Raw genomic sequence first — 26,187 nt, forward strand, 5'->3', positions numbered from 1 at the left:
TCCCTGCCCTGCAAGGGCGCCACGAGGCCGGTGAGGCCCGCCGCGGAGGTCAGGCGCCTGGCAGTGTCTCCTGTAGCCAGTCGAAGACGACCTCGCAGTGCTGCTGCGGGGCCATCGGGGAGCAGTGCAGCTGTGCGCCGGTGGCCGCGGTGAGCTTCACGTAGTCCTTGGGAGCCGTCAGCTTGTCGAACATCTGGCGCGGCTGCCCCGGATAGAACTGCTCGTACTCGTAGTCGAGGACCAGGGTGGGCATCTTGATGCGGCCCACGACGTCCGTGATGTCCAGCGACTTGATGAGGGTGGCGGGGGTGTAGAAGTCGGTGAACATCTTGCCCTGGCGGGCGGCGAGCATCGCCGGCACGGAGAAGGGCTCGATGCGCTTCTTCATCGTCGCGGCCGCGGACGGCGGCAGCTCGGGGACGACCTCCTTGTTCCAGATGTTGTTGGTCTTCTCCTTGTCCGGGGTGAGGATCTCCCGGACTTCCGGCGGGAAGCCCAGCCAGGGCGAGAGCACACCGGGCATCGCCACCAGAGCGGCGATCCGCCGCTCGAACGCGGCGGCTCGGGGGGCCAGATCCCCGGCCATGCTCAGCCCGGTCAGGGCGATCTTGCCGGTGTCCACGTCCGAGCGGGCGGACAGCCAGTCGACGAGCGGCGTCACGACGGTCTCCCAGCGCGGAGTGAAGACCACCTGGTCGACGAAGAGCAGCTGCCCCTGTCCGGGCCCGTCGTACACCAGGGCGTTCCAGCCGCGATCGAGCGCGGCCGGGACGCCGTAGGTCCACATGTCGACGTTCTGTCCGTCGCTGCCGTTGGTGAGGATCACGGTGGGGCGCCGCCTGCCGGAGTCGTCCGGCCGGAAGAACCACACCGGCAACGGAGTCTTCCCGTACGGGATGTGCGCGGTCACCGGCGCTGGATCGCACAGTCCGCAGAACTTGTCCCAGGCTCCGCGCCCGGCCTTGTACAACTGCTCCTCGATACCGGGGGTGTCGGAGCCGAGGACGAAGAACAGTGCCTGGGCGTAGTACTGCGCGGCGCGCAGCGCACGGAAGCGTGTGGTCTGCGCTCCGGGCCTGCTGCCCTGGGGCGCCGCCATCAGCTGGTCGCCGAGTTTCCTGAAGGTCTCGGTGTACGTCTGTGCGGAGAGGCCGGCCTTGTTGATCGTGTTCACCGCGGTGAGCACCTCGCCCACCTCACCGGCGCCGTAGCCGGACGAGCCGAGCGCGAGGAGCCCGTTGAAGTTGAAGCCCGGGTCCTTGAAGAGCGTCATCGCCCCGGGCGTGGGATCAGCCGCCGGGGCGTAGACCCCTGCCCTGCGACGGAGTTCGGGTTCGTGCGCGGGCGACGCACCCGAGGGGCTGCACCCGGCAGCCAATACGGCCCCGGCCCCACCGACGAGCCCGGCAAGCGTGGTGCGGCGGGTGGGGCCGGATACACGATCACCCGATAGGTACGTCATGCCGACCGAACGTACGAGCCGCTCCTCCCGGCCGCTCTCCGCGACACCCGCCGTTCCCCCGAACGGGCACGTCACCTCGTCCCGGGCTCAGCCATGCGGCGGCGGCTGTGCTCCCATGCCCCGCGTGCGGTCGCGCCAGGCGTCGCGGCCCCGGGGTGACCGGGGTGACCGGGGTGATCCGAAAGACATGCCTTAGGCGCCGGACTGCTGAGCGGCCGCGCGCAGGCGCTTGCCCCGTTTGCCCGTCACCACTCTGACCGGGATCAGTACCGTCCACCACAGCTTCGCGCCGGTCGGGGAGACGAAGGCGAGCGGTACGGCGACGGCGAAGACCAGCACCGTCGCCGCGAGGTCGGCCACATCGTTGCGTGCGACGGGACCGGGCAGTGCCGCCCTCCCCAGCCACGGGCGCTTCCACAGGACGACCGTCAGTGCGAGCTGGGTGGCCCCCATCGCCGCGACGGCGCCGGAGTAGACGGCCACCGACTGCGGCAGGTCCCCGTACTCGGCCAGCAGAGTGGTGGGGAAGGGCATCAGGGCGATCAGCCCCAGCCCCAGCAGACCGAGCCGGATGACCGTCCCGTCCACCTCCCGCACATACCGGAAGATCTGGTGGTGGCCCCGCCAGAACGCCGCGATGACCAGCAGGCTGAGGGCGTACGCCCACACCTTGGGCATCACGTCGCTCAGCGCCCGCTCGAAACCGGCGGGATCCAGTCCGGCGGGCAGTGTGATGTCCAGCGCCAGCAGCGTTATCGCGATGGCGAACACACCGTCCGACAGCGCGAGGAGCCGGGCCGCGCTCCCCTCGTCGTCCTGTACTCGCTGGTGGCCGTTCACGACGCCACCCTAGGGTCAGCTGCCCCGGAACATCCCGATTGATCCCTTGAACGCATCGAGTCGCCCACCGGGCTTCGTGACCCGGTCGAGGGGCATGGTGATTCCCGTCGGCCACTTCGTCCGCGCGGCCGTCACCGGGCCTTTGGCGGCAGGTGGGGAGGGTGGGGGAGGTGAGGCCCGCTGTGCGTACCCACTACCTCCGCTGTCGTAAAGTCTTCGTCAACTGCCCGCGCGCCACATCACGTTCGCAGGGTGTCCGCATATTGGGTATCGCCCCGCCGGGGAGCGGTCAATGCCTGGGAATCGAAAGTGATCCTTCGTCACTTCCATGGAATCCGCTAGTGGCGTCCGCAATGTCCTTGCTCACCAGGGGAGTTGACGTTACCCATCCGTAAACATCTCGTTATCGACAAACGTGTTGAATACATGAAAGATGTGCTCGATCCGCACCGACCCCCACTTCGGCTGAACATGGCTGAATCGGTGCGCGCTAGGGAGAGACATCGGCATGGGCCGTTACTTGCTGCGCAGGCTGGCGAACTATCTGGTACTGGTCATCGTGGCTGCCTCCCTCACCTACTTTCTGGCCGGGCTCAGCCTCAATCCCCGCGCCAAGTTCGAGGGCCGTAACCCGCCGTTGCCCGCGTCGTCGATCACCAAGACGCTCGACGACTACAACATGAACCCGGACACCCCGATCCTGTCCCGGTTCGGGCACTGGGCGGAGGGCGTCGTCCACGGCGACCTCGGCAAGACCATCGAAGGTGACGACGTCAACGACGACTTCGGCCGCCGGGTGGGCGTCTCCACCCGGCTGCTGCTGATCGCCACCCTCATCGGCTCCCTCGGCGGTGTCGCGCTCGGCGCGTTCGGCGCCATCCGCCAGTACCGCTTCTTCGACCGGTTCACCACCCTCGCCTCCTTCTTCGTGCTGGCCATGCCGGTCTTCGTGATCGGTGTCGCACTGAAGATCGGCGCCACCGCGCTGAACGACGGCTCCCAGACCATCAAGGTCCTCGGCGAGTACGACCCGCAGTACGCGGGCCAGTGGAACTTCGAAGCCCTCGTCAACCGCGCCCAGCACATGCTGCTCCCCGCGCTCACCCTGATCATCCTTCAGGTCGCGCTCTACAGCCGCTACCAGCGCTCCACCATGCTCGACGTCCTCGGCAGCGACTTTCTGCGCACCGCCAGGGCCAAGGGACTGCGCCGCCGAAAGGCCCTGGTCAAACACGGGCTGCGCACCGCGATCCTGCCCGTCGTACCCCTGCTGGTCTACAACATCGTGCTGCTCTTCACCGGTGCGACCTTCACCGAGAAGACCTTCGGCTGGCACGGCATGGGTGAGCTGCTCGTCGACTCGATCAACAAGCAGGACGTCAACTCCGTGGCCACCGTCGGGCTGTTCACCGCCGTCCTGGTGCTGATCGCGGGACTGCTGTCCGATCTGCTGTATGCGGCGCTCGATCCGCGCGTACGGGTCCGCTGACTCCCCCAGCTACCGCTGGGAGGTGCCCCCACCCCCGGCTACCGCTGGGAGGTACCCCTCTCGCCGACCGGCCCCCACCCCCACCGCCCTTCAGGAGAGCGCGCGATGAGCGTCCAGCTGCCCCCCGCGACCGAACCGGTCCCCGGCCCCGTCCCGCCCACTGACGCCGAAGGCCGCCCCGCCAAGGCCCGTACCTCCCGGCTGCGGCTGACGGTCCGTCGCTTCACCCGGAACCGACTGGCACTGTTCGGACTGTTCCTGCTGGTGCTGCTGTTCCTCGGCGCATACGGCGGCCCGCTCCTCACCAAGTGGGACTACCAGCAGCACGACTTCATGAACTTCCTCGCCAGTCCCTCCGAGGACCACTGGTGGGGCACCACGCAAGGCGGTGTCGACCTCTTCTCGCTCACCATGCGAGGCCTCCAGAAGTCGCTGATCATCGGCCTCCTCGTCGGTGTCATCTCCACCTTCCTGGCCGCCACGGTCGGCGCCTTCGCCGCGTACTTCGGCGGCTGGACCGACCGGGTGCTGATGTGGATCGTCGACCTGCTGCTGGTGATGCCCTCGTTCCTGATCATCGCCGTCCTGTCGCCCGCCTTCCGCGGCGCCACCTGGCTGATCTTCGTGGTCCTGCTCGGCGCCTTCAGCTGGATGGTCACCGGCCGCGTCGTACGCTCGATGACCTTCACGCTCAAGGACCGCGAATTCGTCAAGGCCGCCAAGTACATGGGCGTCCCCGCGCCGGTCATCATCTTCCGGCACATCCTGCCCAGCATGGCCTCGATGCTCATCATCGACACCGTCATCCAGGTCGGCGCGGCGGTCATCGGCGAGAGCAGCCTGTCGTACTTCGGATTCGGCGTGCAGGCACCCGATGTCTCCCTCGGCACGGTGATCGCCGACAACACCACCAACGCCTCCACCTACCCGTGGCTGTTCTTCTTCCCGGCCGGCTGTCTGGTGCTGATCGGCGTATCCATCTCCTTCGTCGGCGATGGGCTGCGCGACGCGCTCGACCCCAACGCGTCGGGCGCAAAGGCACGTTCGCCCCGCAAGAAGAAGCAGCTGAAGCAGCGCCGACCGGCCCCGGGCGCGAGGGTTCCGGCTCAGGCGACGGCTTCCGGCACTCGGCCCGACGAGCCCGAGACGTCCGCCGGCAGCCAGGGCGCCGCCTCGTGAAGCGCGCTGTCCACCCCCGGCATCAGCACCAGTACCCCGCGCACCGCGCGCCCCAGGAAGGACCCCGACGGTGACCGAGACCAGGTCGTCCCAGCCCACCGAGGCTCTCGACGCGGCACAGCCCGTCCTCGACGTCAGCGATCTGACGGTCTCCTTCCCCAGCGAAGCGGGCGAGGTGCAGGCCGTACGCGGCGTCTCCTACGCCGTGCGTCCCGGCGAGGTGCTCGGCATCGTCGGTGAGTCCGGCTCCGGCAAGTCCGTCTCCTCCATGGCCGTACTCGGGCTGCTCCCCGAGAGCGCCGAGGTCGCCGGGTCGGTCAAGCTCGCCGGGCGCGAACTGCTCGGCCTCGGCGACGCCGCCATGTCGAAGATCCGCGGCAAGGACATCGGCATGGTCTTCCAGGACCCGCTGTCCGCGCTGACCCCCGTCTACACCGTCGGCGACCAGATCATCGAGGCCATCCGGGCCCACCAGTCGCTGGACAAGAAGGTCGCCCGCAAACGGGCCGTCGACCTCCTCGACGTGGTCGGTATCCCCGACTCGAAGCGGCGGGTGGACGCGTTCCCCCACGAGTTCTCCGGCGGTATGCGCCAGCGCGCGATGATCGCCATGGCCATCGCCAACGACCCCAAGGTCATCGTCGCCGACGAGCCCACCACCGCCCTCGATGTGACCATCCAGGCCCAGGTCCTGGAGGTGCTCAAGACCGCTCAGGAGGTCACCGGCGCCGCCATCGTCATGATCACCCATGACCTCGGTGTCATCGCCGGTTTCGCCGACCGGGTGCAGGTCATGTACGCGGGCAAGCCGGTCGAGGCGGGCCCGGTGGACGAGGTCTACTACCGGCCGCGGATGCCGTACACCATCGGCCTGCTCGGCTCGATCCCGCGGCTGGACGAGGCCCGGACGGAGGGCACCGCGCGCCGTGCCCTCACCCCCATCGACGGCAACCCGCCCAAGATGGTCGACCTGGCGCCCGGTTGCCCCTTCGCCCCGCGCTGCCCGGTGGCGATCGACGAGTGCCACACGGCGGAACCGGAGTTGACCGTCGCCGAGGGTTCCGACCACCCGACCGCCTGCCACCGCGCGCACGAGATCGGCGCCGGGCTCGACCGCGACGCCGTCTACCCGCTGCCGGTCCTCCCGGAAGCCGGCGCGATCGAGCGGCTGCCGCGGGACGAGCGCCCCACCGTTCTCGCACTCGACGGGCTCGTCAAGCACTTCCCGCTCACCAAGGGCGCCATCGTCAAGCGCACCGTCGGCACCGTACGGGCCGTGGACGGCATCACCCTGGACATCCGCGAGGGCGAGACGCTGGGCCTGGTCGGTGAGTCCGGCTGCGGCAAGACCACCACCCTGCTGGAGATCCTCGACCTGCCCAGCGGCCAGGCCGGCACCGTCACCGTCTTCGGCAAGGACATCCGCGGCCTGAGCCGGGCGGACCGCAAGGGGCTCCGCCGCGACATGCAGATCGTCTTCCAGGACCCGATGGCGGCGCTCGACGCCCGGATGCCGGTCGGCGACATCCTCGCCGAGCCGCTGAAGACACACGGCTGGGACAAGGAACGCATCGCCGCCCGCATCCCCGAACTCCTCGACATGGTCGGCCTGGAGGCCGAGCACGCCGACCGCTACCCGCAGGAGTTCTCCGGCGGCCAGCGCCAGCGCATCTCCATCGCCCGCGCCCTCGCGCTGGAACCCAAGCTGGTCATTCTCGACGAGCCGGTCTCCGCCCTCGATGTGTCCATCCAGGCGGGCGTCCTCAACCTCCTCGACGAGCTGAAGACCCGCCTCGGGCTCAGCTACCTCTTCGTCGCCCACGACCTGTCCGTCGTACGGCATATCGCCGACCGCATCGCGGTGATGTACCTCGGCCGGATCGTGGAGCTCGGCGCGGCCGACGAGGTCTTCGCCGCGCCGTCCCATCCGTACACCCAGGCGCTGCTGTCCGCGGTCCCGCTGCCCGACCCGCGCAAGGAGCGGGAACGCACCCGGATCCTGCTCAGCGGCGACCTGCCCAGTCCGGCGGACGTGCCGTCCGGCTGCCGGTTCGCCGGCCGCTGCCCGAAGTACGCCGGGCTCAACGACAGCGAGCAGGCGCGCTGCCGGGACGAGGACCCCGCCACGGCCGTCCTCGGCACGGACCACACGGCGGCCTGCCACTACGCGACGCCGCTCGATGTCGTCCAGCCCGCGGCGCACTGATCCGCCCGCACCTCCGCTCCGCACCCGCACATCCGTAGCCGGCACGTTTCCGACAGCTCAGGAAGAGGCATCCGTGAAGGTCTCCCGCTATCCACTCGCCCTCGTCGCGACCCTCACCGTGTCGTCGCTGGCACTGACCGCCTGTGGCGGCTCGGACAGCGACGACGCCCAGCAGAAGGCTCCACAGGGCACAACCGCCGTCAACATCAAGGCGACGGACCCTGCGAAGCTCAAGCAGGGCGGGACGATGAACTGGGCCATCCAGGTGTTCGCCACCCAGTGGAACATCGCGGAGGTCGACGGCGTGCAGTCCGGCCCCACGGATGTCATGAAGTCCCTGATGCCGAGCCTGTGGCATTCGGACGCGCACGGGGTGCAGAACCCCAACAAGGCGTTCCTGCTGGACGCCTCGTCCGCGACGGTCAAGGGCAAGCAGGTCGTCACCTGGCAACTGAATCCCAAGGCCAAGTGGTCCGACGGCACGCCCATCACCTGGAAGGACATCGCGGCCAACACCAAGGCCCTCGACGGTCACGACAAGGCGTACAAGGTGGGTTCCACCGTGGGGTTCGACCAGGTGGAGGACGTCAAGAAGGGCAAGGACGAGTACGAGGCCGTCATGACCTTCGCCAAGCCGTTCGCGGACTGGAAGGGCATGTTCAACGCGTCGGCCAACCAGCCGCTGTACCCGGCGAAGTACGTCGCGGACGCCAAGACCTTCAACACCGCCTACGTCAACAAGATCCCGGTCACCGGCAACGCCTTCAAGCTGGGCAGCATCGACAAGTCCGCCAAGACGGTCACGGTGGTGGCCGATCCGAAGTGGTGGGGTGACAAGCCCAAGCTGGACAAGATCGTCTTCCACGCGATGGACCAGTCCTCGATGCCCGGCGCCTTCGCCAACGGCGAGATCGACTACTTCGACGTCGGTGGCGACTCCTCCGCCTACAAGCAGGCGTCCAAGGTGTCGGCCGGTGAGCTCCGTGAAGCGGGCGGTCCCAACTACCGTCAGCTCACCTTCAACGGTGAGAGCGGCAAGCTGAAGGACCCGAAGGTCCGCCAGGCGCTCTTCATGGCCACCGACCGCGCCACGATCGCCAAGTCGGACCTCAAGGGCCTGGGCTGGAAGCCCTCCACCATGGACAACCACCTCCTGATCGCCAACCAGAAGGGGTACCAGGACAACTCGGGCAAGCTTGGTACGTACGACCCGAAGGCGGCCGGAAAGCTGCTCGACGAGGCCGGCTGGAAGCTCAGTGGCAAGACCCGTAAGAAGGGCGGCAAGGAGCTGTCGCTGCGGTTCATCATCCCGGCGAACACCCCCGCGGCCACCAACGAAGGGTCGATGCTGACGCAGATGTACCAGCAGGTCGGCGTCAAGCTTCAGGTCCAGACGGTGCCGTTCAACGACTTCTTCGACAAGTACATCACCCCGGGCGACTTCGACATCACGCCCTACACCCTGCTCGGCACGCCGTTCCCCGCCAGTGGCTCCACCAACGTCTACAGCGCCAAGGGCGGCAACAACGACGCCAACGTCGGCAGCAAGAAGCTGGACGACCTCCTCTACGCGGCCAGCGCCAACGCCGCCGACCCGGCCGGCGCGCTCAAGCAGACCAACCAGGCCGACGCCGAGGCGTGGCAGCTCGCCGGAGTCCTGCCGCTCTACCAGCGTCCCGACATCGCGGCGATCAAGAAGAACCTCGTCAACATGGGTGCGCTCGGCATGACCGACGTGGTCTACGAGCGCATCGGCTTCACCAAGTAGTCCGCTGAGCAGCAGGCACACTGACGCCGGTGGCCGTACCCGAACGGTGGGGTACGGCCACCGGCGTTCGTACGTGGCGGCGGAGCTGACCGACCGAGCGCCGACGCCACCATCCGCCGGGATGGCCTGCCGGCAAGCTCCTTCACGACCAGCGGACGGGCAGACTCCGCGGACCACGGAGCAAGGCGCCCAACCGCCAGGACAGGTCGGCCGGGTGAGCGTCCAGTTCCAGCTTCGGGCAGCGCTCCAGGAGCGTGCGCACCGCGATCCGCGCTTCCAGCCGGGCGAGCGGGGCCCCGAGACAGAAGTGGATGCCATGGCCGAAGGCCACATGGCCCCTGGCGTCGCGGGTGATGTCGAAGCGGCCGGGATCGTCGAAGCGGCGGGGGTCGCGTCCCGAGTCGGCGATCACGGGGAGCACCACCTCGCCGCCACCGGGGATCACCGTGCCCGCGATCTCGGTCGGCTCAAGGGTGAAACGGAACGTGGAGGTCTCCAGCGGCCCGTCATAGCGCAGCATCTCCTCGACCGCGCCGTCGACGAGGGACAGATCGGCGCGCAGCAGGGCGAGTTGATCCGGGTGGGTGAGCAGCGCCAGGACACCGTTGGAGATCAGATTGGCGGTGGTCTCATAGCCGGCGATCAGCAACAACTGTGCCATTCCCAGGAGTTCCACCTGGCTGAGCCGGTCGCCGTCCTCGTCGCTCACCGCGATCAGATCGGTCAGCAGATCGTCGCCGGGCCGGGCGCGCTTGGTCTTCACCAGGTCGTCGAGGTAGCCGGCCATGGATGTCACGGCTTCCCTGGTCTGCGGCGTCGCGGCACCCACCATCAGGATGTCGGTCCAGGTGCGGAAGATGTCCCGCTCCAGGAAGGGCACTCCCAAGAGCTCGCAGATGACGGTGACCGGGAGCGGGAAGGACAGCGCCTCGACGAGGTCGGCGCGGCCTTCGGGTGCGGCGAGCATCGCCGCGAGGAGCTCGTCGGTCATCTCCTGGATACGTGGCGCGAGGGACGCCACCCGACGCGCGGTGAAGGCACGGGCGACCAGTCCGCGGATGCGGGTGTGCTGCGGCGCGTCGGAGCGGAGCATCGACACGCCGATGGACACCGGCTGCATGGGCTGCGCGGACGAGGCGTGCCGCCACTCCTTCGACAGACGAGGATCACTGAGGGCCGCGCGCACCTCTTCGTAGCCGACGACCAGCCAGACGACCGTGCCCTCCGGGAGACGTACGCGGTGTACGGGCCCCCGCTCGCGCAGCCGCGCGTACACCTCGTGCGGATCGCGGACGTAATCCTCCCCTAACGCCGCCAGGTCGAGGGCCTCCACCGGTTCCGTTGCCATCTGGTCTCCTGTCCCCGTGACCTGTGCCGCGGTACGTCTGGGTACGGGGGAACTATCCGTGGCGGCGGCTCCGCAAACCGTTCGGCCGACGCTCAACTCCACGCGGCCGACGGGGTGTTCGGCGGCACGGTGCCCGGCCCCGGGTGCGTGGAAGGGCGTCGGCCGACGCGGCTGGGGGGAAGTCCTCGGCAGTGGTCGTCGCTCACCCGCCGGCCCACCCCCGCGCTCCGGAGCCGGGCGCCCCGCCGCCGGTCGGGCTGCCGGACGAGCGGCCGGTCCGGGTCACCCTGCGCGCTCCCTGCGAGCCCCGGCGGCCTGCCGCTGTGCAGGGGGCGGTGGCGGTCGCCAGGGGTGCATGATGGAGGTAATCGAATAAACGCACGTGAAGAGGCGTCATTCGTGAGCGAAGGTTTTCTGGAGACCGGTTACGAGAGCGATGAGGCCGCCCCCGAGGGCATACGGCCCGATCGCGAGGGGCAGGCCGAGGCGTTCGACGCGATCGGCGACCGCTATGACGAGGCGTTCCCGTACAAGAAGGGGCAGCTCGCCGCCGCCGAGTGGCTGATCAGGACGCTGCCCGCCGGGTCCCGCGTGCTGGATCTGGGCTGTGGAACCGGCCTCCCGACCGCCCGGCAGCTGGTGGAGGCGGGTCTTGAGGTGGTCGGCGTGGACCTGTCCCGTGGGATGGTGGATCTCGCCCGGGAGTATGTGCCCCGTGCAACGTTCCACCGGCTGGACATCGCCGACCTGGAGCCCGACGGCCCCCACGACCTGGGTCGTTTCGATGCGGTCGCGGCCTTTTTCTCCCTGCTGATGCTGCCGCGCGCCGAGATCCCCGGGGCGCTGCGGACGATCCACGGCCTGCTGGTTCCCGGTGGCCTGTTCACCCTGTCGATGGTGGAGGCCGATGTGGACTACTTCACGATCCCCTTCCTCGGCAACACCATCCGGGTGTCCGGCTACCTGCGGGACGACCTGCGCACGGTCATCGAGGAGGCGGACTTCGAGGTCGTCGAGGAGTGCTCTTACACCTACGCCCCCGCGATCTCGGACGTGCCGCCCGAGGAACAGCTGTTCCTCAACTGCTCGCGGCGCGGCTGAGGCCGCCCCGCGGTCCCTGGCGCCCACCGGACGGACGAGACGAGCAATGGACCCCCGCACCCCCGACCAAGGCTCCGGCAGTCTCTCCGCCGGGACCGAGGGCCGTCGTGCGCCCCAGGACCTGGCAGTGGGCGCCGCGCCGGTGGACCCGGGCGCGGCCCCGCCGCCCCGGCCGCCTTCTCCCGGAAGCGGCCGTCCCGGCAGCGTGCCCCCGGAGGACCCGGCCCCTCCCGGCCGCGGCACCACCCGGCCGGGTCCGGACCCGGCTACCCGTCCGGGGTCGGATCAGGCCGCCGCCGAGCGCCCCACGGAGGGCGTCCGGGACGAGGCGGAGCGTGCCCCCGGCACATCGACCGACCGGCTTCGCTACCTCGAAGCCGCCACGCGGCGGATCGCCCGGGGAATCGACCTGGACGAAACCCTCCGGGAACTGTGCCGGGCCGCGATCCCCACGTTCGCCGACGCCGTCCTCGTCCACCTGCGTGATCCACTTCCGACGGGGGAGAGGCAGCCGGCCGAGCCCCTCGTCCTGCGGCTGCACAGCATCGCTCAGGGGCCGGAGGATTCGGTCACCGCCGCGCCCCCGGGAGCCGCGGACTTCGTACAGCTGACGGTCACCGGCCGATTCGCCGAGCTGCTGCTGACCGGGCGTCCCGTGTTCGGCGACGCCCCGGAGATCGCGCCCGCGGTGACCGAACTGCTGGATCCGGTGGCGAGCATGCCGCCTTCCCCGCCACCGGGCCGACGGTTGATCATCGCCCCGCTGTACGGCCGCCGTCGCCTCATGGGAACCGTCGCCCTGCTGCGCGGCGCCGAGCGGATCGCCTTCACGGGGGACGACCTCCTCGTCGCCTCCCAGCTCGCCACCCACACCGCCTTCGGCGTCGACAAGGCGGCGCTCTACGGACACGAAGCCTCGCTCGCCGACGCGCTCCAGCTCACGATGCTGCCCTCCTCGCTCCCCGAGACCACGGGTGTCCGGCTGGCGAGCCGGTACCTGCCGGCCGCCGAGACCTCCCAGGTGGGCGGCGACTGGTACGACGCGATCCCGCTGCCCGGCAACCGCGTCGCGCTGGTCGTCGGCGACGTCATGGGCCACTCCATGACCTCCGCCGCGATCATGGGGCAGCTGCGTACCACCGTGCAGACCCTCGCCGGGCTCGACCTGCCGCCGGAAGAGGTCCTGCACCACCTCGACGAGCAGGCCCAGCGCCTCGGCAGCGAGCACATGGCGACTTGCCTCTACGCCGTCTACGACCCCATATCGCAGCGGCTGCTGGTGGCCGACGCGGGCCATCTGCCCCCGGTACTGCTGCACCCGGACGGGTCGGGCGAAGTTCTCCGGATCCCGCCCGGCGCGCCGATCGGTGTGGGCGGCGTCCCCTTCGAATCCGTGGAGATGCCCGCGCCCACCGGCGCGACCCTGCTCCTGTACACCGACGGCCTCGTCGAGTCCCGGGGCAGGGACGTCTGGACAGGAGTGGAGCTGCTGTGCGCCCGCCTGCAAGCCGCTGCCGCCGTGGTCGCCTCCCCGCCGCTGGAAATGCTCTGCGACGCGGTGCTGACCCTCCTGGACCAGGACGCCCGGGACGACGATGTCGCGCTGCTCGCCGCCCGGTTCGACGGTTTTCCGCCGCGCAATGTCGCGTACTGGTTCCTCAACCCCGAGCCGCAAACGGCCGGCCGGGCCCGGCAACTGACCCGCAGAGCGCTGCACCGCTGGGGCCTGGACCCACTGCTCGATACGACCGAACTCCTGGTCAGCGAGGTGGTGACGAACGCGGTGCGCTACGCCAACCGGCCGATCGCGCTGCGGCTCCTGCGCACCGATGTGCTCCGCTGCGAAGTGGGCGACGATTCACCGCAGGTACCCCGGATGCGACGAGCTCAGGCCGGTGACGAGGGCGGACGCGGTCTGTTCCTGGTCGACCGGCTCGCGCAGCGCTGGGGAGCGACACGGCTGAGCACGGGCAAGGTCGTCTGGTTCGAGCAGCCGATCCCCGAGGAATACCGCCCGAACGGACGGGACGCGCCGTAACGCCTGTCGGTGGCTCACCCACGCGAGGCCCTCGGGGCCGCCACTGCACCAACTCGCCTGCGCGGGCGGGAACATCGACCGGGACTCCGCGTTTCGGTGGTGCCGCGGAGGGCACACGCTCTGTAGTCCCCGGCCGGCCCCCCGTCCGGCCGGGGACGCCCCCTCCGGCCGCAGCGCGCTCACGCTCACACCCCCGGAGCCACCGCGCGTCGTACTGGCGGCAGCGCCCCCTGGAGAAGCCGAAGGGACGCCGAACGGACGGTGCGGCGCGGCGGTCACATGGACGGCCGATGAGCGCGGTTCACGGTGACTGTCGCAGAGACTGTCGGGGTGACTATGTGTCGGATGATCGGCCAGGTGTTCCACCGGCGCATTCCGCCCGATGCGTCGCGCGCCCGGCCGGAGGGAGGAATCTGCTGCCTAAACCTCCGCCCCGCATGTCGCGTTTTCCCTCACGGCTCGTTGTCGCTCACATGATTCCCTGTAGCGACCCCCTGGGTGCCAAGACGATGAACAGACCGATGAGCGTCAGCTGGGCCGGACGCATCGCCCTGATCGAGCCCGCCCCCAAGCCGGCCCGCTACGCCCGCTATCTGGCGCCCCATTGGAAGGGCATGGCGCGCCTGGACAGCAACAACGGGATCGGTGCCCTTCCGGCCGCCTTCCTCCTCCTGCTCGCCGGGGCGCTGCTGTTCGGAGCCGGCGGGGCCGGCGCAGCCCTCGCGGTCCGAGCGGCCTACGGCCAGCCTCCTCTGCTACAGCTCTGGCTGGCCTTCGACACCGCCACCGCTGTCACCCTGACCGCTTCCTACTGGCTGGTGAGCCGCTACGGCCTGCGGTTCTACGACACCGAACCCGCCGACAACGAGATCTGGCGCCTGGTGACCGTGGCCAACACCGCCTGGCGCGCCCTTCCCCGCTCCCACCGCCGCATCCACCAGCCCCGGCTGCGCGCCGCCAACACCGCGGCCCGCTTGCTGCTCACCGACCACGCCGATACCCGCACCCGTCAGGTCCTGGCCGCCCATACCGAGCTGCTGCGCCATCTGTCGATCACCGTTCTGCCGGACACCCAGCCGCACGGCCAGGCGGAAGAAGCCCTCAGCGCCGTTCTCGCCCACCACGACGCGGACGAATGCCAGATCCTCGACGCCGCCACCCCCGCGCCGCCCACCCAGCTTCCGTCCCTGGCCGCCGCCTCGGCATAACGACCACGCCACATCCGTCCGCCGCCCCTCGGCTCCTCGGCCTGCGGCACTTCATGGTCACCCACCACCGCCGCAGGTCCGTCACCACAGGACGTGATGTGCCGCCGGTGCGTCGCGGGTCCTGCCGCTGACTCCTTCACTGCCGGCCTCCGCCCTCCCCGGGGAGGGCTTGACGACTGCGCCGCAGGAAGTCACGCTCCGCCGCGTTCTCGGTGCGGGCGAGCGCCTTGTCGTACGCCAGGGCCGCCTCGGCGTTGCGGTCGAGGCGACGGAGCAGGTCGGCACGGACGGCGTGGAACACGTGGTAGCGGTCGAGCGTGAGGCTCTCGACGAGGGCGAGCGCCTCTTCCGGCCCCCGGACCTCGGCCACCGCGACCGCACGGTTGAGGGCCACGACGGGGCTCGGGTCGAAGGAGAGCAACAGGTCGTACAGCTGGAGGATCTGGCGCCAGTCGGTGACCGCCGCGGTCGGCGCGTCGCTGTGGACCGCGTTGATCGCCGCCTGGATCTGGTACGGACCCGGCTGGCCGCGTCGCAGGCACCGGCGGACGAGGGCGTGGCCCTCCGCGATGAGGCCGTGGTCCCAGAGGTCGCGGTCCTGGTCGGCCAGCAGCACGAGGTTGCCGTCCGGTCCGGTGCGGGCGGCGCGGCGCGATTCGGTCAGCAGCATGAGCGCGAGCAGACCCATGGCCTCGGGCTCGTCGGGCATCAGCTCGACGAGGAGCCGGCCGAGGCGGATCGCCTCCCGGCAGAGATCCTCGCGGATCAGTGCCTCACCGGAGCTCGCCGTGTAGCCCTCGTTGAAGATGAGGTAGACGACGGCCAGTACAGCGCGGAGGCGGTCGGGGAGGTCGGCGTCGGTGGGGATCCGATACGGGATCCGGGCGTCGCGGATCTTGCCTTTGGCCCGCACGAGCCGCTGCGCCATGGTCGGCTCGGCGACCAGGAAGGCGCGGGCGATCTCCGTGGTGGTGAGCCCGCCGAGGAGCCGGAGGGTCAGGGCGACCTGGGCGGCGGGAGCGAGCGCGGGGTGGCAGCAGGTGAAGATCAGCCGAAGCCGGTCGTCGCGCACGGGTCCCTCCTCGGCCGGTTCGTCGCCGGCGTGCAGCAGCGCCGCTCGGGCCTGCCGGTCCTCGCGGGACGCTTCCCGGCGGAGGCGGTCGATCGCCCGGTTGCGGGCGGTGGTGATGATCCAGCCCGCCGGGCTCGGCGGCAGCCCGGTGGACGGCCACCGCGCCACCGCCGCGGTGAAGGCGTCCTGGACCGCTTCTTCGGCGATGTCGATATCGCCGAAGACGCGGACCAGGACGGCGACCGCACGGCCGTACTCCTCACGGAACACCCCCGAGATGTCCGCCGCGGTCGCCTTCGGCATGCCGGATGTCACCCGCAGGACCCGTGCTGTAGCGGCCTGACCTCGATGGGGAGGGTGGTGGCGCGGGCGAGCTTGCGGCCCCATTCGAGCGCGGCATCGAGGTCGGGCGCCTGGATGACGGTGAAGCCGCCGATGTGCTCCTTGCCCTCGATGTACGGCCCGTCGGTCGTCAGCATCTCGTTGTCCTTCAGCCGCACCACGGTGGCCGTGCTCGGCGCGTGCAGACCTCCGGAGAACACCCAGGCGCCGGCCTCCCTGAGCTCGGTCTTCAGGGCCTCGACGTCCCGCATGATCGGCTCCAGGAACTCCGGCGGCGGCGGGGTCCCGTCCCCGTCGGGCTGGTAAATGCTGAGCAGGTAGTGCGTCATGGTGGGCCTCCTCGGCCGAGCGTTCCGCCGGCGCCTTGCCGGCCTCTCACCCTCTATACGAATGACCTCGTCCCGTATCGACACGGGGAGTCGACCGGCCCGGGATTTTTTTGCGCCCACTCCTACGGCGGGGGAGCGGAGACACCCGCTCCTACGGCGGGGGAGCGGAGACACCCTCACCTCCCAGCTTGAGCCCTCAGCGGAAGCACCGGAGTGGAGGGCCCGCACGGCGGCGAAAGCGTGCTCGGCGGTGTCGGGGGCCCATGGAGGGGGCGCACACCGGGCCGTCAGCCCCGCGCCGGGCCCCTCAGCCGTGCCGGCCGTTTCAGCCGCCTCAGCCCTGCCGGCTGCCTCAGCCGCCTCAGCCGCGCCCGCCCGGCCCGGAGCCTCCCTTTGCCGCGTGCCTTCGGGGGAATACGGGCCCGCACACGTTCGAAGACCGTCCGGGGGTGATACCACCTCGGGTATGCGCGGAGGGCGGGTGCCTGCCCCTCGCGCGGCAGGCGTCCCCCTTCCGGCCCTGGGCACGGGAGGGGTGGGAGGCGGTGGCGGCCAAGTGCGGAACCGATCCGGCAGGGAGCGCGGGCGTTCCCCCGCCGCCCCCGAGGGCAGGGCACGGCGGCGCAGCAAGAGCACCGCGCGACTGGCCCGCGGGGCGCGAGCCCTAGGCGTGGGCCGGCCGGCGGGTGAGAGGCCGGGCTGTGCGGGGGAGGCCACCGAAGTCTCTCCGACGCTGAGGGTGGCGGCGGCGTACGGCTGGCGCCTGATCATCGTGGGTGCGGCCGTCTACGCGATCTTCGCGGCACTGGGACGGTTCCAGCTGGTGACACTGGCGGTGTTCCTGGCCATGGTGCTGACGGCACTTCTGGAACCCCTGGTCAGTCTCCTGAACCGCTGGATACCGCGCTCGTGGGCGGTAGCGGCCGGTCTGCTGATCGGCATTGTGCTGCTCTTCGGCATCCTGAGCCTGATCGGGGCGAATGTCGCCGGTGAGTGGCAGGGGCTGCGCCGGGAGTTCGTCGGCGGCGTGGCCAGGATCGAGCGCTGGCTCGAAGGCCCGCCTTTCCGTCTGCGCGCGGGGACTCTCTCGGATGTGCAGGAGCGGGTGTCGCGGTTCGTGTCGAGCCACCGTGCGAGTCTGCTCAGCAAAGCGCTCAGCGGCGTGAGCCAGCTCGTGGAAGTCCTGGCCGTCGCGGCGCTGGCGCTGTTCTGCTCGGTTTTCTTTCTGCATTCGGGCGACCGGATGTGGACGTGGTTCGGCAGTCAGCTGCCGCGGCGCGGGCGCCGGCCCGTACGTCTCGCGGGGCGTGCGGCGTGGGTGACCTTCACCGGGTACACCCGCGGGATCGTGGTGGTCGCCGCGAGCAACGCAGTCCTGGTGGGAGTAGGGCTCTTCGCCTTGGGGGTGCCCCTCGCCGTCCCCCTCGCCGTGCTGGAGTTCTTCGCCGCATTCATCCCGCTGGTGGGTTCGCCGGTGGCGCTGGCCGTGGCCGCCGTGGTGGCACTGGCCGCGAAGGGGCCGCTGGTGGCCGCGGTCGTCGTGCTGCTGATCGTCGTCATCGGACAGATCGAAGGCCATGTGCTGCACCCCCTCGTGATGAGCCGGGCCGTCCGCATGCACCCGGTGGTGGTGGCGCTCTCGGTCGTCTGCGGCAGCGTCACGGCGGGCGTGCCCGGAGCAGTCGTCGCCGTACCGCTGGTCTCTGTGGCCTGGTCCGTGTACGGCGTGCTGCGCGCACACCCGCCCCCGCCCGCGCCCTCGACGACCTCCCCGGGACGCTGAGCGAGCCCACTGCCCGATGAGAGAGCGTCCACCCTCCCCCCACGATGCCGGTCGGCAGGCGTCGGCGATCGTGTACGCAGCCGAGCGGGCGGCAGAGACTGGTGGGTGCTGCGGTCCGGGCAGGGACCGAACCGCTGAGCGGAGAGGCCCGGGGCACGGCGCGGTGGTCGAGCAGGACAGGAACGGACAGAAACCGCCTCGGCTTTGAAGTCCTTGTGCGCTGTGTGAAGATCGCTGGTCGCGGTTGCGGGGGCCATCAGTCAGGTCAAAGGACGGGTAGTGGGCAATTCGGTCTGGTCGGGCGCGACGGAGAACTCCGTTGCTGCGCAGGAGGAGTCGGCGTTGCGGCCGCGAGGACTGGTGGACCTGCGGGGCCCGGCAGACATTCCGGCTCGGTTGTCGTATCCCGCCGGGGCGGTCGTGGTGGTCTCCGGATTGCCCGGGAGCGGTAAGAGCACCCTGCTGCGACGTTGGTCCACGGCCGCGGCCGTCATAGATCCGCGAGTCGTCCACGTCGCCTGTGAGGCGGCGATGCCGGCCCGCCTGCCGTACGCGATGTACCGGCCCTGGGCGCGGTGGAGGTACTTCCGGTGGCTGCGTACGGCGGTTCGCCACGGCGAGTCCCTGCTGGTCCACGATTGCGGTGGGCGGCCGTGGATGCGCCGGTGGCTGGCCAGAAGTGCCGGACGCCAAGGACGCGAACTGCACCTGGTGGTGCTGGACGTAGGGGTGACCGAGGCGCTGTCGGGCCAGGAAGCCCGAGGCCGGTGGGCCCCGCAACGCGCCTTCACCCGGCATAGCCGGGGCCTGGACCGCTTGCTCGGGGCGTTGTCCGGACCCGGAGCGGCACAGCCACGTGCCCCATGGACGGCCGACGAAGCCGACGCTCCATCAGCACAAGCCGCCGGGCTCCCGGATCCAGCCGCCCCACCGGCGAGCCCAGCTGCCGGCCCCGTACCGGAGGCGATATCAGTGGTCCTGCTGGATCGCGGTTCGCGGGAGCAAGTGGCGGCCGTGGAGTTCGTCTCCGCACAGGTCAGGACACCGTCGCTGGCGGTGGGCGAGCGAACGGTGCCCCGGCCCGCCTGAGCCTGCCCCTGCGCCCTCACCGGCACCGCTCTCAGCGGGTGAAGCGCCACCTGGTCTGGCTGAAGCGCGCACCCCGGCCGAAACCGAAGGCCGTACGGGGCCCACTACGCCCAGCGGGTGAAGGGGGCGGAAGGGCGGGAGGTCGCTGTCCTCATCCCCGCGGTCGAACCGCGTCATCGTCGCTATGCGCTCCTACAGAACCAGTGAGGCGTCCTGCCGGCCGCGGCACTGACGGGCACGCACCGAGGCCGTGGTCTGCGTGCGCCCGCACCGGCTGGGTTGTGAGCGCGGGCGGCCTGTCCACCGGTCCCGGTTCGTTGAAACGCCCCTATGTCCCTGTCTGTTCGGCAGTGGCAGAAGAGCGTGCGAGCGTGACCGGTTCGGGGATGTTCCGGTGGACGGCTCCCCGGCTGGGGCATTCTTTCGTTTGGCATATGCCGCACGGTTGGCGAAGGAGACGTCATGGAGTGGCAGAGCGAGGAGTTCGGGTCGTCTCATGAGGGGATGGCGGGGGCAGTCCTCGCCGACGGCAGTGAGCCGGGACCGGTGTACCTGGACATCGGGAGCGGTAGCCACATGCACCAGACCAGTCAGTGGTGGGCCTATAACGGAAGGCTGGGCCGGCAGCGGGCGGACCACATGCGGGGTTCGTGCTCGTGCGGCTGGCGCGGCACGCGCCGCTACCCGATCGACTGGGACCAAGCGAACGACGGACGGCGTTACGACCTCGACACCCCGGGCCCGTACGAAGACTGGAAAGAACACATCGGCGAGGTCGAGTCACGATCGGTACCGCTGCCGACCGAACTGGCAGACCTGCTGGACCGGCTGGACGAGCGCCCTGGCCGACCAGGCACCGCTGGCTGCGCTGAAAGCCGTCGCGGCACTGGAGCGCACCACCGGCCGCGTCGGCCGTGAGGCCGCCTACGCCGCGGAGTGCGACGCAGCGTCGTGGGAGACGATCGGGCAGGCACTCGGTTTGACCGAGAAAGACGCCCGCGCACGCCTCACCCGCTACAGCTTCAGGCACTGACCTGTACGCACTGCACTCGGGCGCCCGCCAACGGCCAGGCTCAACCCGCCGGTTCGGGAATGGCAATGCTTTGGTCGGCTGAACAATCCGTTGGTCACATGGCGGGGATACGGCCCTCACGTATGGAGTGCAAAGCCGCCAACAGGAACTTGACCCCGGGCGCCGGGCAGTGGTGGGTCATGAGCTGTGCGCTGCGGGGCACACGAAGGACATGGCCCATCACAGCGACATCGCATCGGTGCCGTCCCACACAGAACCCGAAGACCCCGCCTGGGCACGGTGGGTGTATCTGGGACTGACAGTGCTGGCCGGTGCCCAGCTTTTGGCGGCCGTGCTCCAGGAAGGTGGTGGTGAGCCGGCCGTGGTCTCTGGTCTGGTCGGCGTCATCGCATTCCCGGCACTGGCCGCCACGGCCTTCCTGCGGGCTCGCCGGGACTGCTCCGGCAAGCGGCAGGCTCGACCCGAGCCCACCAGGTCTGGGTCTTAAGCTCGTTCTTCAGCCCGCGACGAACTGGGCCACGGACGCGGACCTTGCACGGCCGTAGACGTGGACGTGGCAGACCAGTCCCTCGGCCGAACCGCTGCCGGACGTCCTCGGCTACCGGTACCAGTCGTCTCCGCCATCGGTCAGAGACCGGCCGAGATAGTCCTCCAGGTCCCGGGCCACCCACCGGCGGCTGTCGTCTTCGTGCTCCCACACGAAGATGTCTGCTCGTGAGGGGGTACGGACGACGGCGAACTGGTCGCCGCCGCCCTGGTCGCCGAAGAAGAGGAGTGCGTCGAACGGCATGTACAGCTCGCCGAAGGCGTCGTCGGACCAGAAATGAAGGTTCTGCTCGACGATCTGCTCCAGGGGCCAGACCGTGTCCACCCCGTCGTGCCCCACCATGCCGTCGGTCTCCCGGAACAGGCTCACCAGCTCGGATGGCAGCGGACATCCCAGGCATTGCTCAGCGGCAGCCACCCTCGCCGCGTCGACGGGTTCGCTGAATTCCACCGCAGGGAACGCTTGTCGGGCGAGCTCTTTCCACATGCGCGCAGCTTAGGCAGAGCGACAGAGCCACTCTCATGGCACCCCGACAAGGCCATATCGGCCGGTCGAAGAACGAACTGAGGCTTGAGTCTGCCGAGAGCGGGCGCCGGGCCTGCCCGGCATGGTCCGCGCCGCCGGGAGAACCCGATCGAGCTGCGCCACCACACCGAGCCGTACGTCATCGAACGATCCTCGTGGCCGGGGGAGAACGGGCAGATACCCGCCCCCGTGTACGCGGAGCGCAATCATCCCCGAGCCTGCGGAACGTCGTGCTGGAGTCGGACCGGATCGCGTAGCAGCAGCACCCCAGCTGGGCGACATGCGTGGTGCAGTGGGATCACCGCCGCACCGCGGGGAGCAGGTCGCGCGACCACGCCTAGCGCACGGTGTGGTCCCCCTCGTCCACCGGTGTGAGGGCGGCGAGGTCATTGGCGTAAGAGCGGATTTGGATGTCCCGGTGGGTGCGGACGGCGGCGATCACGGGGGCGAACGCCGGGTACGCGTGCGGGTGTTCCGCCAACAGGCCCACGGCGGCGACGGCACCGCACTCCGCGGTGTCCTCGTCTTCCGACTGGGTCAGCCGTAGGCAGATCTCCGCCGCGCGGACCGGGTCAGCCATGGCGACGAGCGTCTCTGCCAGCGGGTTGTCCGACCAGCGCCACTGTTCGCCTTCGATGACATCGCCGTTGAGCACGTCGCCGTGCTCCCAAGCCTCGGCGACGGCGGTGGTCACCTCGGTGGTCCACGGCAGTCCGGCTTGGGCGATGCCCCACGCCGCGGCGGCGCGCACAGCAGGTGTGTGACGGGAGGCCAGAGCGCCGGAGAGCCACGCGGCGCGGCCGGCGACGTCGTGCCGGGCGACGCCACCGGTCATGACCGCCGCGATGAGCGGATCCGGTTCGTTGAGCGCGCGCTCGCCCAACGTGCGTACGGCAAGCTCCTCGTGCCCGGTGCGCAACCCGGTCACGTAGGCGACGCGGTGCCGCACTTCACGGACCGGGTCGGCGAGGAGGGGGAGCAGGCGGGGTGTCGCCCGCGCGTGAGCCGCACGGATCTCGTGGTGTACGGCTTCGGTCTCCGCGATGCCGATGGTGATGCCGAGCAACAGGTCAGCGAGGGTTGCCCGGCCAGGTGCCGCGGGGTCGAGCAGAAGGTCCACGAGAACGGGGTACGCCTTGGCCGACCCCGCGTAGACGCTTCCCTGGTGGACCAGGCAGTTGTGGAGGACGCCAACGGCCCGCTCGGCACGGTCCGGGTCCTCGCCACAGGCGTCGAGAAGCCACTTGAGGGTGTCCGCTCCGTCGCCGTAGGCGTGTTCCGCCTCGGTCCAGTCGGTGTCGTGTAGTTCGATCCCTGCCCGCATCGTTGCTGTCGCCCCTCCGAGGTGTGCGCACTGTCGCGCCATCGGCCGCCAAGGCTAGGGTCTTTCGTTCGGGTCCGGCCCCGGTCGGATCAGGCAGGGTCAGGTCGGCTCAGTGAGCGGGGGCTCAGCAGCCGGGGGGATCAGGCCATGAACCAGGGTCTCGTCGGTGCTCTGGCAGGCGGTGGGCGGAGCGGTCAGGCCGATGACACCCGTGCCGTCCTCGCCGTGTACGTGCTGGGCGCTGGAAAGGGCTCGCATCCTCGGCCGGTCGCAGCCGGGGTGGACGGGGATGTCGGTGCGGCCTGCGGTCTCGGGGGAAATCAGCGCCGGTGACAGGCCGGACTTCGCCGAGACGGGACAACCGGTGGTGGTCTGTCGCCACCGCCCGGCGTGCCCCGTCTCCGTCGATCCGGCCCGGCCCGGTCTCACATGAACTGGTCCGCATCGCTCGCGGCCTCAGACGATGTGGTCTGCCGGCTTGTTCGATGTCCTGTCTTGTGAGATCGCGCTCGCCTGCCTCGGACGTCTCCGGCGCGCAGGCCCGGGACAAGGCCAGTGCACAGGTCGGTCCGGCCAGGTTCAGGGCGAGGCTACGTACCGCTTGGCCGGTACATAATGGTTTGCCGTGCTGTTGCTGCAATTCGGGCGGCCTGAGCCTCACCCGGCGGCCCTCATGCCCCGGCGGGCTGGTCCGCGACGCTGCCGTCCTCGGCGCCGTCGGCAGCGATCCGGCGCGGCAGTTTCGCGGCAACGACGATCGTCACCACGGCGAGAGCGGCGGCGACACCAAAGGCCAGCTTCATCCCGCTCAGCTCCGCGGGCACGGCGGCGATGCCGTCGGCGACCAGGTGACCGGTGCGCGCGGTCATCACGGTGACCACAAGCGCGGTCCCGAACGCTGCGGCGACTTGCTGCAACGTCCCGAGCATCGAGCTGCCGTGCGAGTACAGGTGCGGGGGCAGCCCGCCCATGCCAAGAGTGAAGACGGGGGTGAACGTCGCCGCGAGGCTCACCATCAGCAGCGCGTGCAGTGCCAGCACCTGCCAGTACGGCATCGTCATCGAGACCTGGGTGAAACCGGCGAGGGCGAGCACCATGCCGATCGAGCCGGGCAGTACCAGCGGCCGACTGCCGAACCGGTCGAATATCTTTCCGACGGTCGGTCCGAGCAGTCCCATGGCCAGACCGCCCGGCATGACCAGCAGGCCGGTCTCCAGCGGGCTGAGCCCGCGCATGTTCTGGAGGTACAACGGCAGCAGGATCATCGACCCGAGCATCGCCAGGAAGCCGATGGAAATGAGGGCCAAGGACAGGCCGAAGGTGCGGTACCCGAGGGTGCGCAGATCCATCAGCGGCACGCCGGTGCGTTGCAGCTTGAGCTGGCGGATCACGAAAACCGCGATGGCCACGACCCCGGCGATGACGATGCCGATGCCGAGCCCGACCCTGCCGCCGGTTTCGCCGAGGAGGCTCAGTCCGTACACCAGACCGCCGAAGCCGAGCGCCGCCACGGAGACACTGAGCCAGTCGATGGAGCTCACCTGGGGCTCGCTGATGTTGTCGACCTTGCGCAGCCCGAAGAAGGTCACCAGAGCCGCGATCGGCAGGACGGCCACGAACAGCATTCGCCAGGAGCCGACCTGGAGGATCAGCCCGGACACGGCAGGTCCGAGCGCGGGCGCCACCGAGATCGCCAGGGTGACGTTGCCCATCACCCGGCCGCGGTCCTGCTCGGGCACCACGATCATCAACGTGGTCATCAGCAGGGGCATCATCACGGCGGTACCTGCGGCCTGCACGATCCGACCCAGCAGCAGCACCTCGAAGGACGGCGCGACGGCTGACAGGGCGGTACCGGCGAGGAACACGCCCATCGCGATGGCGTAGGCCTGGCGGGTGGTGACCCGCTGGAGGAACCAGCCGGTGACCGGAATCACAGCGGCCATGGTCAGCATGAACGCGGTGGAGACCCACTGCGCCGACTGCTGGGTGACGTGCAACGACTCCATCAACCTCGGGATGGCGTTGATCAAGATCGTCTCGTTCAGGATCACTACGAACGTGGCCAGCACCAGCAGCCGCACCACGGTAGGTATGCGGCCCGCCTGCACGGGTGGTCGTTCTTGGGTCACAGCTGACATGGCAGCACCTCGCTGGGGGTTCCTGGTCACAGTCGCCTCGCAGCCAGGGGCTGTCGGCACGGACGTGGGTGGTGATTGTAGGAAGAGACCGGCACGCGTAGTAAAACTCATCGGTCGGCGCGAGTGTTTCGCATCGTCGCGTCGATCTCACCCGAATTTTCGCCTGCTCACGAAACCATCCGTCGGCGACGCCGTGGCCGACGGGCCGCGCTTCATCGACGCCTGCCACGACGCCAGCGGCGGTCCAGAAGGTTCCTGATGTCCAGGAGCGGCCGAAGCGGTCCAGGAGGGCTGTGACCATGGCGGACATGGCGGATATGGCGGTGATCTGAGCAGAGGGCTGCGGCGTGCTGGTGTTCCGCCTACTCGGTCTGCTTCGTCTACTCCGCCTACTCGGTCAGTCTGCGGACGGTGCGTGCGCCGGTTCTCCGGCCTCGGCGGCCGCTGTCGTCGGGCGCTGGGCCGGCGGTCCCGGCTTTCTCCCCTCCGTATCGCCGGAGTGCCGGCGCAGTGTGGCGGTGGCGATGTCCAGGAAGTCCGGTACGGGGCCCGCGCAGCTGCTCTCCGGTACCGCCAGGCAGGTCTCGACGGGCAGGGCATCGGTCACCGGCAGGTAGACGAGGTCAGGGCGGGAGTACGAGCCCGCGACGCTGAGGGGGACGAGCGCGAGGCCCTGCCCGGAGGCGATGAGCTCGAACTTCTCCTCCAGCGAGGACGTCCGGCGCGTCCTGACGTCGAGGATCGGCTCCCCCTCGAGATCAGCCGATGTGAGTGTGTGATGGCCGGCCAGTGGATGCGTCACGGGCAGGCACGCGACCTTGGTCTCGTGACCGATGGGGACCGTGCGCAGCCCCGAATCGTCGAAGGGGCGCCGGAGGTATCCGACGTGGGCGCGGCCGTCGCGAAGCGGCGCGTCCTGTTCCCACCAGCGCAGCGGAAAGACATCGATCTCGACCTTCGGGTGGCTCGCCGTGAACGCCCGGATCGCGTCCGACACGTGAAGGCCGGGCGAGAAGGCGATGACGAGCCGCTGCTCGCCCCGCTCGGCCTCGTGCACGCGCCGCAGGGCCGTGTCCACCACCGTGGTGATCCTCCGTGCCTCGTCGTACAGCTGCCGCCCCGCGGGGGTCAGTTCGACGCTGCGCGTGGTCCGCGTGAACAGCAGGCATCCCAACTCCTGCTCGAACGCGCGGATCTGCCGGCTGAGGACCGGCTGTGCGATGAACAGCGCCTGTGCCGCCCGGCCGAATTGCCGATGCTCGGCCACCGCGACGAAGTAGCGGAGCTTCCGCAGATCTAAATCCATGCCTGAAAGGTATCAATGTGATCGAAAGGGTATTGGACGTCCGGCCGAACCGCTCGG

The 26,187-nt window shown here is 69.8% G+C and carries 19 protein-coding genes; 10 read left to right on the forward strand and 9 right to left on the reverse strand.

Going from position 1 to position 26,187, the window contains the following annotated elements:
- Nucleotides 1-49: 49 nt before the first annotated feature.
- Nucleotides 50-1,273, reverse strand: a complete 1,224-nt coding sequence (locus M8I34_RS08440) for a S9 family peptidase (protein WP_250048625.1) — start codon at nucleotides 1,271-1,273, stop codon at nucleotides 50-52.
- A 381-nt stretch (nucleotides 1,274-1,654) separates the two neighbouring features.
- On the reverse strand, nucleotides 1,655-2,302 hold the full coding sequence (locus tag M8I34_RS08445; protein WP_250048626.1) for a TMEM175 family protein: 648 nt from the start codon (nucleotides 2,300-2,302) through the stop codon (nucleotides 1,655-1,657).
- A gap of 508 nt (nucleotides 2,303-2,810) precedes the next feature.
- Between M8I34_RS08445 and M8I34_RS08450 the strand changes: the two genes are divergently transcribed.
- From M8I34_RS08450 to M8I34_RS08465, 4 genes are all read left to right on the forward strand, one after another.
- Nucleotides 2,811-3,791: an ABC transporter permease gene (locus tag M8I34_RS08450; RefSeq protein WP_250048627.1), complete on the forward strand. Its 981-nt coding sequence runs from the start codon at nucleotides 2,811-2,813 to the stop codon at nucleotides 3,789-3,791.
- Between the two features lie 105 nt (nucleotides 3,792-3,896).
- A complete protein-coding gene (locus M8I34_RS08455) occupies nucleotides 3,897-4,970 on the forward strand; it encodes an ABC transporter permease (protein ID WP_250048628.1) in 1,074 nt (357 codons plus the stop codon).
- Between the two features lie 70 nt (nucleotides 4,971-5,040).
- On the forward strand, nucleotides 5,041-7,176 hold the full coding sequence (locus M8I34_RS08460) for an ABC transporter ATP-binding protein (RefSeq protein WP_250048629.1): 2,136 nt from the start codon (nucleotides 5,041-5,043) through the stop codon (nucleotides 7,174-7,176).
- Between the two features lie 73 nt (nucleotides 7,177-7,249).
- The gene (locus M8I34_RS08465; protein WP_250048630.1) at nucleotides 7,250-8,944 is read left to right on the forward strand and encodes an ABC transporter family substrate-binding protein; all 1,695 of its coding nucleotides are present in this window, start codon (nucleotides 7,250-7,252) and stop codon (nucleotides 8,942-8,944) included.
- A 142-nt stretch (nucleotides 8,945-9,086) separates the two neighbouring features.
- Here the strand turns inward: M8I34_RS08465 and M8I34_RS08470 are convergent, their stop codons facing one another.
- Nucleotides 9,087-10,292 (reverse strand): cytochrome P450, encoded by a 1,206-nt coding sequence (locus M8I34_RS08470; protein WP_250048631.1) that lies wholly within the window; start codon nucleotides 10,290-10,292, stop codon nucleotides 9,087-9,089.
- Between the two features lie 399 nt (nucleotides 10,293-10,691).
- On the opposite strand from M8I34_RS08470, the gene M8I34_RS08475 reads away from it, so the two are divergent.
- The 3 genes from M8I34_RS08475 (at nucleotide 10,692) to M8I34_RS08485 (ending at nucleotide 14,639) form a co-directional block, all read left to right on the forward strand.
- On the forward strand, nucleotides 10,692-11,393 hold the full coding sequence (locus tag M8I34_RS08475) for a class I SAM-dependent methyltransferase (protein WP_250048632.1): 702 nt from the start codon (nucleotides 10,692-10,694) through the stop codon (nucleotides 11,391-11,393).
- Between the two features lie 46 nt (nucleotides 11,394-11,439).
- Complete coding sequence (locus M8I34_RS08480; RefSeq protein WP_250048633.1) at nucleotides 11,440-13,431, forward strand: SpoIIE family protein phosphatase; 1,992 nt, start codon at nucleotides 11,440-11,442, stop codon at nucleotides 13,429-13,431.
- Between the two features lie 521 nt (nucleotides 13,432-13,952).
- A complete protein-coding gene (locus M8I34_RS08485) occupies nucleotides 13,953-14,639 on the forward strand; it encodes a hypothetical protein (RefSeq protein WP_250048634.1) in 687 nt (228 codons plus the stop codon).
- Between the two features lie 136 nt (nucleotides 14,640-14,775).
- Here the strand turns inward: M8I34_RS08485 and M8I34_RS08490 are convergent, their stop codons facing one another.
- Nucleotides 14,776-16,014, reverse strand: a complete 1,239-nt coding sequence (locus M8I34_RS08490; RefSeq protein ID WP_250048635.1) for an RNA polymerase sigma factor — start codon at nucleotides 16,012-16,014, stop codon at nucleotides 14,776-14,778.
- 8 nt (nucleotides 16,015-16,022) lie between these two features.
- On the reverse strand, nucleotides 16,023-16,382 hold the full coding sequence (locus tag M8I34_RS08495) for a YciI family protein (RefSeq protein WP_030993176.1): 360 nt from the start codon (nucleotides 16,380-16,382) through the stop codon (nucleotides 16,023-16,025).
- Between the two features lie 739 nt (nucleotides 16,383-17,121).
- On the opposite strand from M8I34_RS08495, the gene M8I34_RS08500 reads away from it, so the two are divergent.
- The 3 genes from M8I34_RS08500 (at nucleotide 17,122) to M8I34_RS08510 (ending at nucleotide 20,172) form a co-directional block, all read left to right on the forward strand.
- Nucleotides 17,122-18,165 carry an AI-2E family transporter gene (locus tag M8I34_RS08500; protein WP_374210875.1) on the forward strand — a complete coding sequence of 348 codons (1,044 nt, stop codon included), beginning with the start codon at nucleotides 17,122-17,124 and terminating at the stop codon, nucleotides 18,163-18,165.
- Between the two features lie 423 nt (nucleotides 18,166-18,588).
- Entirely contained in the window at nucleotides 18,589-19,254 is a 666-nt protein-coding gene (locus tag M8I34_RS08505; RefSeq protein ID WP_250048762.1) for a TGBp1 family protein, read from the forward strand.
- A 462-nt stretch (nucleotides 19,255-19,716) separates the two neighbouring features.
- A complete protein-coding gene (locus tag M8I34_RS08510) occupies nucleotides 19,717-20,172 on the forward strand; it encodes a hypothetical protein (protein WP_308372082.1) in 456 nt (151 codons plus the stop codon).
- A 713-nt stretch (nucleotides 20,173-20,885) separates the two neighbouring features.
- Here the strand turns inward: M8I34_RS08510 and M8I34_RS08515 are convergent.
- The 4 genes from M8I34_RS08515 to M8I34_RS08530 all read right to left on the reverse strand — a co-directional run bounded on the left by M8I34_RS08515 (nucleotide 20,886) and on the right by M8I34_RS08530 (nucleotide 26,130).
- Nucleotides 20,886-21,320 (reverse strand): SMI1/KNR4 family protein, encoded by a 435-nt coding sequence (locus M8I34_RS08515; protein WP_250048636.1) that lies wholly within the window; start codon nucleotides 21,318-21,320, stop codon nucleotides 20,886-20,888.
- Between the two features lie 376 nt (nucleotides 21,321-21,696).
- The gene (locus M8I34_RS08520; RefSeq protein WP_250048637.1) at nucleotides 21,697-22,683 is read right to left on the reverse strand and encodes a hypothetical protein; all 987 of its coding nucleotides are present in this window, start codon (nucleotides 22,681-22,683) and stop codon (nucleotides 21,697-21,699) included.
- Nucleotides 22,684-23,354: 671 nt separating this feature from the next.
- Nucleotides 23,355-24,824, reverse strand: coding sequence for an MDR family MFS transporter (locus M8I34_RS08525; protein WP_250048638.1), 1,470 nt, complete (start codon nucleotides 24,822-24,824; stop codon nucleotides 23,355-23,357).
- A 397-nt stretch (nucleotides 24,825-25,221) separates the two neighbouring features.
- Nucleotides 25,222-26,130 carry a LysR family transcriptional regulator gene (locus M8I34_RS08530; RefSeq protein ID WP_250048639.1) on the reverse strand — a complete coding sequence of 303 codons (909 nt, stop codon included), beginning with the start codon at nucleotides 26,128-26,130 and terminating at the stop codon, nucleotides 25,222-25,224.
- Nucleotides 26,131-26,187 lie beyond the last annotated feature (57 nt).

This window comes from Streptomyces sp. MCA2, assembly GCF_023544705.1.
GTDB classification, from domain to species: Bacteria; Actinomycetota; Actinomycetes; order Streptomycetales; family Streptomycetaceae; genus Streptomyces; species Streptomyces decoyicus.